Source organism: Asanoa siamensis (genome assembly GCF_016862555.1).
Lineage (GTDB): Bacteria > Actinomycetota > Actinomycetes > Mycobacteriales > Micromonosporaceae > Asanoa > Asanoa siamensis.
This window is the reverse complement of the sequence record NZ_BONE01000061.1, coordinates 37,116-44,817: the sequence shown is the minus strand read 5'-3', so window position 1 is coordinate 44,817 and position 7,702 is coordinate 37,116. Positions and strand designations below refer to the sequence as shown.

Here is a 7,702-nt window from a genome sequence, read left to right as displayed (position 1 = left end):
CGACCGGCATCAGGCTTTCCCCCGGCACGACCCAGACCTCGGGTGTACGCCTCGGCGGCGCGGGAGCACCCGTGCCGGAGTCGAAGCGGACCCCGACGAGGAAGCCGACGCCGAGCGCCGCGGCGAGCCCGACGCCCACCGCGACACCCGCCGTCCCGACCTCGGCCCCGGCGACGGCGACGCCGGCGGCCGGGCCGACCGGGGCCGACGTGCTGGCCGGCGACGAGGCCGGCCTCGGCAGCCGCTGCGACTGACGAACCTGGCGGCGACCGGTAGCCTGCTCGCTCGTGACCGAACCCGCGTGGGAAGAGACCGGCTACGTGCCACCCAAGCCGTCGCGCCGGGGCTGGGTCGTCCTCCTCGCCGTGCTGGGCGTCCTCGTCGCGCTCTGCGCCGCCGGCTTCGTCTGGTTCTTCGACAGGGAAGGCATCTCGCGGGATCTCGAGGCCTACGAGCACATGGCGGTCGGCACCTGCTTCGACGTCCCGAAGAACCCGGCGTCGCTCGACGTCCCGATGGTCCCGTGCGACGAGGACCACGACGGCGAGGTGATCGCCCAACTACGGGTCTACGACGCGCGCGACTGGCCGGGCTTCGACTGGTTCGACGCGGAGTTCGCCCCGCGGTGCGCGGAGGCACTGAAGGCGTACGCACCCGGGGCGGACCCGGCGGTCGAGTCGAGCTGGATCGCGACCGACGAGGCCGGCTGGCACAAGGGCGCCCGCTGGGTGTCCTGCGTCGCCACCGACCCGGCCGGGAAGCGCTCCGCCCCGTTGCGCTGGGCTCCTAACCCTGTTGCAGGATCCGGATCGCGTTGCCCGACGGGTCCCGTAGGCCCATGTCCGTGCCGTAGAAGTGGGTCGTCGGCTCCTGCGTGAAGTCGGTGAAGCCCTTCGCCTTCAGCGACTCGTACAGGCCGCGCACGTCGTCCGTGTTCAGGACGAGGCCGTTCATGGCGCCCTTCGCGATCAGCTCGCGGAGGTGCCCGGCCGTCGCCTCGTCGTGCAGCGGAGGCCCCGGCTGCTCCAGCGAGATCTCCGTGCCGTCGACACCCGGCACGCGGACCGTCAGCCAGCGGTAGTCGCCCTGCTGGACGTCGTTGCCCTTCTCGAGGCCGAGCTTCCCGACGTAGAACTCCAACGCTTCGTCCTTGTCGAGGACGAAGATGGACACGACGTTCAATTTCGTGATCATCGTGTCAGGTTAGAGAGACACCACCGGCGGGCGCTTATCCGGAACTGCTGGATCGGGCGCGGCGGGTCGCGGCCGGGTGTTGGCCATCTGTACGCACTGCGGCACGACGACCGGCCGGTGACCGCGCCGGTAGCGCGACGGCGTCTCGCCGACGATCGCCCGGAAGGTGCGGCTGAAGGTGCCAAGGCTGTTGAACCCGACGTCGGCGCAGACGTCGGTGACGGGCCGGCCGGTCTCCCGCAGCAGGAACATCGCCCGCTCGATCCGCCGGCGCTGCAGGTAGCGGTGCGGCGTCTCGCCGAAGACCGCGCGGAAGCTGCGGCTGAAGTGCGCCGGCGACAGGTGGGCGACCGCCGCGATGGCAGGGACGTCGAGCGGCTCCGCGTACGCCCGGTCGATGGCGTCGCGGGCGCGGAGCAGGCTCCGGTTGAGCTCCTCGACCGCCCGGCTCACCTATTGGTCGCGGCCCATCAGCAGGCGCATCTGGGCGTCCATGTGTGCCTTGAGCATCGCGCGGTACTCGCGGCCCAGTTTCTCGAGCTCGGCGATCTGCTGCTGGGTGGCCGCGCGATCGACGGCGACGGCGTCGACCGACTCCTGGTGCCGGCGGCGGGCGTCCCGCTCGAGGGCGGCGGCCTTGCTGAGCGCCTGGCCGGTGATCTGCTGGGCCGTCTCGCGGGCGCTGGACAGCAGGTCGTCGGCCTCGCGCCGGGCTTCGGAGATGTGGGTTTCGGCGCTGCGTTCGGCCATGGTGAGCATCTGCGGGAGATCCGGGCCGCTGCCGGCGGGCGGACGGGCGGCGCGCGCCTCGCTCAGCTCGGCCTCGAGCGCCCTGGCCGCCTGCACGGCGGCGTGCCGGCCCGCCTGGAGGCGGTCGAGCGTGGCGGAGAGCTCGTCGACGGCCGTCGCCAGCCGCGGGTCGACGGTCCCGCCGCCGGGCGTCTCACGCGCGGCGGCCGCCCGCAGCGCGTAGTTCTCCTCGATGAGGCGGACGAGCTCCTGCTCCAGCGAGTCGAGGAACGCGTCGACCTCCTCCTCGTCGTAGCCGCGCTTGCCGATCGACGGCCTGCCGAAGGCGATGTTGTGGATGTCGGCCGGCGTGAGCGGCATCGAGACTCCTCGGGACGGCACGAACTGTTCCATCATGGACACACACCGCGACCGGAAGATGTCTCGGGCGGTGGCGATCGTATCGGATGCCGCCCGTGCCCTGCCTGCTGCGGCCGGCGCTGTCCGCGCCGGCCGCCTGACGGGCACGGGCACCGCGGCTGCCGTCGTCGCGTACCGTGTCGCCGCGCTCACCCGTCACGTCGACGGGCCGCCGCCGTCGTCCGCGCGCGACGACCACAGCGGGCTGTCCACGTAGTGGTTGTCGTAGCGGTCCTGGGTCTCGCCGACCTGCTGCCAGGTGGCTTCGCCCCGGTGCACGTCGTCGAGCAGGCGGTAGTAGTCGAACCGGGGCTTGCCGGGCGTGATCACGACGAGGAAGTCGGCGTCCTGGCCGGGGGCCGGGGCGAAGGCGTGCGGGGTGTTCGGCGGGACGAAGAGCGTGTCTCCGCTGTGCAGGACGTGCACCTCGTCGCCGACGAGCATCTCGAGGGCGCCGGCGATGACGAAGAACAGCTCGCCCGAGTGGGCGTGCAGGTGGGGCGGGGCGCCGGCGGTGCCGTTCTTGAGCAGGGTGCGGTTGCTGGTCAGGGCGCCCCCGGTGTGCTCGGGGTCGAGCAGCAGCGTGATCACGCTGGTGGGGTCGCTGTCGAGGATCTCGGCCCGCGCCGCGCGTACCAGTGTCATGTCGGCTCCTTCGGTGTTCGCTGTTTCCTAGACAATACATATCCAGGATTAGGTCGCGCCAGCGATCATGACGGGCGTCACAAATCCTGGACAGGTAAAGTCCAGAAACATGCGGACGAGCCAGGGCGTCGAATGGGCCCTCCACACGTGCCTGAACTTGAGCTGGTTGGACGCTCCGGTGCCGACCGGCGTCCTCGCGGCCTTCTACGAGCTGCCGCCGGCGTACCTGAACAAGCAACTCCAGGCCCTGGTCCGGGCCGGGATCCTGACGTCGACCTCGGGACCGCGCGGGGGATTCCGGTTGGCGCGGGACCCCGGCGCGATCTCCGTGCTGGACATCGTGGCCGCCATCGAGGGCCCGGAGGAGCTGTTCCGGTGCGATCAGATCCTGGACCGGGGTCCGGGCGACCACGCGGGCGTCGACTATCGACAGTCCTGTGCGTTCGCCCAGGTCATGCGCGGTGCCGACCTGGCCTGGCGGCGAGAGTTGGCCGGCCGGACCGTGGCCGACGTGCGGGCCGACGTCGAGCGCCGGCACCCGCGGTCCCCGGACGACACCCGCGCCAGGATCGCGGAGCTCCGCTGAGCACGACACGCCAAATCTATGCTCGAAAACCTAGACATGCTCGGTGTCGGCCACTAATGTAACTCGTGTCGAGAGTGGACCAACAAAGACGCTGACGTTTCCGCCCGCACGCGGCGAAGGGGCAGGCCGAGGAAGACGCGCGGCCCGCTCGCCAGAGGAGATGTAGGAAGACAGAGGAAAGGGAGGGTCTTACACCGTTGGATCGCCCGCCGCCGGCCGCACTGACGGGCCCGGGCGCGCGGACACCGCTGTTTCCATCGAACGAGAGGTGGTCACCGGTCACGCTTACGCGATCCTCGCACCCGAAGGGCCCGGACGGGCCTGGTGCGGCTACGACAAGCCGGCAGCTCTGCCGGTAGATGGTGTGTCAGTCCCACAACCCTTGGGCCCCGGTGCTTGCGGCACCGGGGCCCTCGTCATGGAGGGGTGCATGGACAAACCCGGCGACATGCTGGACGACGAGGACTATCCCGCCTACACCATGGGCCGCGCCGCGGAGATCATCGGCTGTACGCCGGACTTCCTGCGCCGGCTCGGCGAGGCGAAGCTGATAGACCCGTTGCGCTCGGGCGGCGGGCATCGCCGCTACTCCCGCTACCAGGTGCGGCTGGCCAGGCGGGCCCGGGAGATGTGCGATCAGGGCACGGACATCGCCGCCGCCTGCCGCATCATCATCCTCGAGGACCAGCTCGAAGAGGCGTTGCGCGAGAACAGGGCGCACCGGGCCCGCCAGCAGGACTGACCGCCTATGGCGCCCGGCTCGCGTGCCGCGGCAGATCGACGAGTCGGCGCAACGCCTCGACGTGGCGGTCGAAGGCGGTGCGACCGCGCGGGGTCAGCGTGACCAGGGTGCGGCGCCGGCGACCGGCGCCTTCCTTGCGGATCTCGGCGTACCCGGCCTCCGTCAGCGTCGAGACCTGTTTCGAGAGCGCGGAGTCGGTGAGCTCCAGGCTCTCCTTGAGAAAGCTGAACTCGACCCAGTCGGTCGCCGCGAGGAGGGCCATCAGGGCGAGCCGGGTCGGTGGGTGGATCAGCTCGTCGAAGCCTTCCGGCGTGGTCACGCCGACGTCCGGTGCTGCAGCGTCCGATAGAGCGGGTCGCCGGCCGCGACGAGGGCGGTGAGCAGCACACCGACGAGCGTGTAACGCAGCGGGAGATCGGTCCGGTCGGCCAGCCACAGCCCGCCGTAGGCGACGGCGCCCGTCGCGAGGGCGAGGCCACCGAGGACCGCCCAGAACCTGCCGGTCAACTGGGACCGGTGCAGCTGGACCTTGCCGCGCCGCCCCGCACGGGTGAAGCAGGCGAGCGCGACGACGGTGGCGACGCCGAGCAGCGTCAGCTGTGCGGCCGGGGGCAGGGGAAGGTCCAGCGCCGCGAACCCCGCGATCATCGCGACGGCCCCGGCGGCGTCCCAGCCGCGGTGCCGACCGCGGGACGCCCCGTCGACGACCTGGTTGCGCCGCTTGGCGATCTCGGCGAGCCCGGCCCGAGCCTCGTCGACCTGATCCATCGTCGTTCCTCCGCAACGTTGACTTGCCTGCCAGGAAAGTCAAGTTTCCACTTTCCTGGCAGGCAAGTCAAACGCTATGTCGCCGGCACCACGTCGGTCGGACGTTCGACCGTCGCCTCGACGCCGTAGTCGAACAGCACCAGCGTGGAGACCGACGTGCCGGAGGCGTTGCCCTTCAGCGTCGTTCGCCAGGTGTCGGTGATGGTCACCTTGCCGATCCGGCCGTCGGCGTCGAGCGTGACGTCGCCGCTCGTGGAGTTCGAGCCGTCGGCGTGCCGGGTTTCGAGCGTGAAGTGCAGCGTGCCGTCGCTGTTCTCGGTGACCGTCGCGTTCGCCGTCTGCAAGAACGCGTAGAGTGCGGCGGGATCGGGGGTGGCGGCGCCCAGGACGCTGCCCGGCTCGGCGTAGAGCGACAACCGGTCATGTGTGCCGGGGTACTGGCCGTACCGGCCGTACGTCTCGCCCGGGCCCTGCTTGTCGGACGGCAGCGGTCCGGGCAACCGTTCGCCGCCCGTGTACCTCGTGCCGTCGACCAGCAACTCCGTCTGCACCGAGTCGTCCAGCGTGACCTCCACGTATCCGGTGTCGGTCGTCGGGTCGAACGCGCCCTCGTAGGTGAGGTCGCCGCCGCCGCCCGCGGCACCGGTCGTCAGCCGTACCCGGTAGCTGATGTCCGTGCTCGTCGCGAAGGCCGAAGCGAGCTTGAGCTGCGGTGAGCTGGCGACGGTGCCGTGGCTCGCCGGTCCCGGCCGCGCGACGGTCGCGACGCCGGCGGTGGCCAGCGCCAGCACGGCGAGCGTCGAGCCCGCCACGACGGCCCGGCGGCGGTGCCGGGCGCGCCGCCCCCGCTCCAACAGTGGCGCAGCACCACCACCGCCCGCTGCCTGGGTGGCAGGGACAGCAGCGCCAGGCGAAGGTGGCGTTGCCAGGCCGCTTCGACGAAGGCCACGTACGACGCGTCCGCCGTGGATAGTGGCTCGGTGTGGTCCGTCACGCCCCTACCACGGTCCGGCGGGCCGGAAGGTTGCCTCGGATCCGGCCGGGTTCGTCAGAGCTGGATGTCGCGCAGCGTCAAGAGCTCGACCGGCTTCGGGTCCTCCGCCTCGCCGTGCGGCGGGCTGGTGGGGTCGTGGTCGCGCAGCGGGCCGAAGTCGATGCCGGTGCGGCTCTCGATGTGCCGCACCTGCGTCTGGTAGGTCCGGTACGGGCCGAACGGGGCCGCCGATGCCGAGCGCTCCAGGTCGTCCAGGAGGTCCGTCTGCTCCAGGAGGTACGCCGTGGCGTGGACCGCGCCGTCCGCCGGCGCGGCGGTGACGATCTTCCAGTACGCGCGGGGGATCTGGACGCCCCGGTAGAGCGGGTCGCCGGCGTCGAAGACCGGGCCCGTGTAGACGTTGGCGCGCAGCCGGTGGTCAGCGACGGTGTCGAGGAGGTAGTCCTCGAGGCCCTGCCAGGTCGTGTCGTTCTGGTTGAAGTCGCGGTGCTGCGGCGCGCAGTTCGTGTAATGGTAGGTGTCGGCCACCGCGTCCGCCGCCTCCGCGGGCGAGTCGCCCCAGAGCATGTCGGCGCGCCGGGTGAGGTGGCCGCGGTCCAGGTCGTTCCCCGCGTACAACTCGTTGCCGGTCTGCGCCGCGGGCAGGCGGGGGTCGACGACCCACCGGTCGGAGCCCGGGACGTGCGCGAAGCGCCGCCGGCCGTCGAGGTTGGCGGCGGCGTAGATCGCCAGCCGGCGCTCGGCGTGCATGACGACCGTGAAGTGGTGGTAGTGCAGCCGGCCGTCGGGCGCCTGCGGGCCGACCGCGACCTGCAGCCGGCGGTCGGGAGTGGGCAGCGCCAGGCGTGGGCCGAGGAACGTCGGGTCGAAGCCGCGGCGGGCGGTGTAGTCCGGGTCGACCCGCAAGGGGAGTGGTGTCTGCACGCGTCGTCCTTCGTCCGCGACCTGCCGTCCGATGAGAAGGACTCTAGGGCCGCCGGGCGGCACGGCGGCGTGTCCTGCCGCCTACCCGACTCGTCGTCATGGTTCGCCGCCGCGGCCGAGGTGACCGCTGATGGTGATGGTCGTCCCGGAGGCGCCGCTCTCGATGCGCATCTCGTCGCTCGCCTGCTGGGCGAGCCACAGGCCCATGCCGCCCGACGGCGACGGTCGTGGGCGCTGCTCTGGTCGCAGGTAGGAGGTGGGGTCGAAGCCGGGGCCGTGGTCGATGACCTGGCACATCAGCGCGCCGTCGCGCCAGAGGAGGAGCCGTCCGGTGCCGCCGCCGTGGCGTACCGCGTTGGTCATGGCCTCGTTGACCGCGACGAGGAAGTCGTCGAGCGCCTCGGCGCTCATCTCGCAGCGGTGCGCGGTGGCCTGGACCTGGCGGCGTACCGGCGCGACCGAGGCACGGTCGAAGGCAGCTTCCAGGACCAACGTATAGCCGTCCTCCGTGGGATCGGTGTACTTGACGGTCACGCCACCTCCGCTGCGCCAGCCCCGGCGACAGCGCTTACTTCCCAGGTCGCCGACGATCCAAACGGCTTCACCGGGGGTTCGTTTGGCGATTTACCTGGGATACCTCATACTTTCGGTCTAGCAATTAATCGGCCGACCGGCTACGGTTCGTACAGCCGAACGGCCG

12 protein-coding genes and 1 pseudogene are annotated in these 7,702 nt (G+C 71.3%); 4 read left to right on the top strand and 9 right to left on the bottom strand.

All coding sequences use genetic code 11. The features are described from left to right. Together Asi02nite_RS29865 and Asi02nite_RS29860 are read left to right on the top strand one after the other, a co-directional pair. A pseudogene (locus tag Asi02nite_RS29865) lies at window positions 1-254 on the top strand (hypothetical protein); the annotation flags it as partial. Between the two features lie 33 nt (window positions 255-287). Beyond that, window positions 288-878, top strand: a complete 591-nt coding sequence (locus tag Asi02nite_RS29860) for a septum formation family protein (RefSeq protein WP_203717331.1) — start codon at window positions 288-290, stop codon at window positions 876-878. On the opposite strand, the gene Asi02nite_RS29855 is transcribed toward Asi02nite_RS29860, so the two are convergent. The 4 genes from Asi02nite_RS29855 to Asi02nite_RS29840 form a co-directional block, all read right to left on the bottom strand. Continuing rightward, the gene (locus tag Asi02nite_RS29855; RefSeq protein WP_203717330.1) at window positions 787-1,194 is read right to left on the bottom strand and encodes a VOC family protein; all 408 of its coding nucleotides are present in this window, start codon (window positions 1,192-1,194) and stop codon (window positions 787-789) included. The genes Asi02nite_RS29860 and Asi02nite_RS29855 overlap by 92 nt on opposite strands. 9 nt (window positions 1,195-1,203) lie before the next feature. Continuing rightward, window positions 1,204-1,647 carry a helix-turn-helix domain-containing protein gene (locus Asi02nite_RS29850; protein ID WP_203717329.1) on the bottom strand — a complete coding sequence of 148 codons (444 nt, stop codon included), beginning with the start codon at window positions 1,645-1,647 and terminating at the stop codon, window positions 1,204-1,206. Beyond that, the gene (locus Asi02nite_RS42445; RefSeq protein ID WP_203717328.1) at window positions 1,648-2,304 is read right to left on the bottom strand and encodes a DivIVA domain-containing protein; all 657 of its coding nucleotides are present in this window, start codon (window positions 2,302-2,304) and stop codon (window positions 1,648-1,650) included. It lies immediately after the preceding gene. 195 nt (window positions 2,305-2,499) lie between these two features. Continuing rightward, on the bottom strand, window positions 2,500-2,988 hold the full coding sequence (locus Asi02nite_RS29840; RefSeq protein ID WP_203717327.1) for a cupin domain-containing protein: 489 nt from the start codon (window positions 2,986-2,988) through the stop codon (window positions 2,500-2,502). Window positions 2,989-3,097: 109 nt separating this feature from the next. Here Asi02nite_RS29840 and Asi02nite_RS29835 point away from each other — a divergent pair, with 109 nt between their 5' ends. Both Asi02nite_RS29835 and Asi02nite_RS29830 read left to right on the top strand, forming a co-directional pair. Beyond that, a complete protein-coding gene (locus Asi02nite_RS29835; protein WP_203717326.1) occupies window positions 3,098-3,574 on the top strand; it encodes an RrF2 family transcriptional regulator in 477 nt (158 codons plus the stop codon). A 430-nt stretch (window positions 3,575-4,004) separates the two neighbouring features. Further along, window positions 4,005-4,316, top strand: a complete 312-nt coding sequence (locus tag Asi02nite_RS29830) for a MerR family transcriptional regulator (RefSeq protein WP_203717325.1) — start codon at window positions 4,005-4,007, stop codon at window positions 4,314-4,316. Between the two features lie 4 nt (window positions 4,317-4,320). Here the strand turns inward: Asi02nite_RS29830 and Asi02nite_RS29825 are convergent, their stop codons facing one another. The 5 genes from Asi02nite_RS29825 to Asi02nite_RS29805 all read right to left on the bottom strand — a co-directional run bounded on the left by Asi02nite_RS29825 (window position 4,321) and on the right by Asi02nite_RS29805 (window position 7,536). Next, window positions 4,321-4,635: a winged helix-turn-helix domain-containing protein gene (locus Asi02nite_RS29825; protein ID WP_239127226.1), complete on the bottom strand. Its 315-nt coding sequence runs from the start codon at window positions 4,633-4,635 to the stop codon at window positions 4,321-4,323. Then, a complete protein-coding gene (locus tag Asi02nite_RS29820) occupies window positions 4,632-5,084 on the bottom strand; it encodes a hypothetical protein (RefSeq protein ID WP_203717324.1) in 453 nt (150 codons plus the stop codon). The genes Asi02nite_RS29825 and Asi02nite_RS29820 overlap by 4 nt, the downstream gene beginning before the upstream one ends. A 74-nt stretch (window positions 5,085-5,158) precedes the next feature. After that, the gene (locus Asi02nite_RS29815; protein WP_203717323.1) at window positions 5,159-5,938 is read right to left on the bottom strand and encodes a hypothetical protein; all 780 of its coding nucleotides are present in this window, start codon (window positions 5,936-5,938) and stop codon (window positions 5,159-5,161) included. A 194-nt stretch (window positions 5,939-6,132) separates the two neighbouring features. Further along, window positions 6,133-7,002 carry a DNA/RNA non-specific endonuclease gene (locus Asi02nite_RS29810; protein WP_203717322.1) on the bottom strand — a complete coding sequence of 290 codons (870 nt, stop codon included), beginning with the start codon at window positions 7,000-7,002 and terminating at the stop codon, window positions 6,133-6,135. Window positions 7,003-7,098: 96 nt separating this feature from the next. Continuing rightward, window positions 7,099-7,536, bottom strand: coding sequence for an ATP-binding protein (locus tag Asi02nite_RS29805; RefSeq protein WP_203717321.1), 438 nt, complete (start codon window positions 7,534-7,536; stop codon window positions 7,099-7,101). Window positions 7,537-7,702 lie beyond the last annotated feature (166 nt).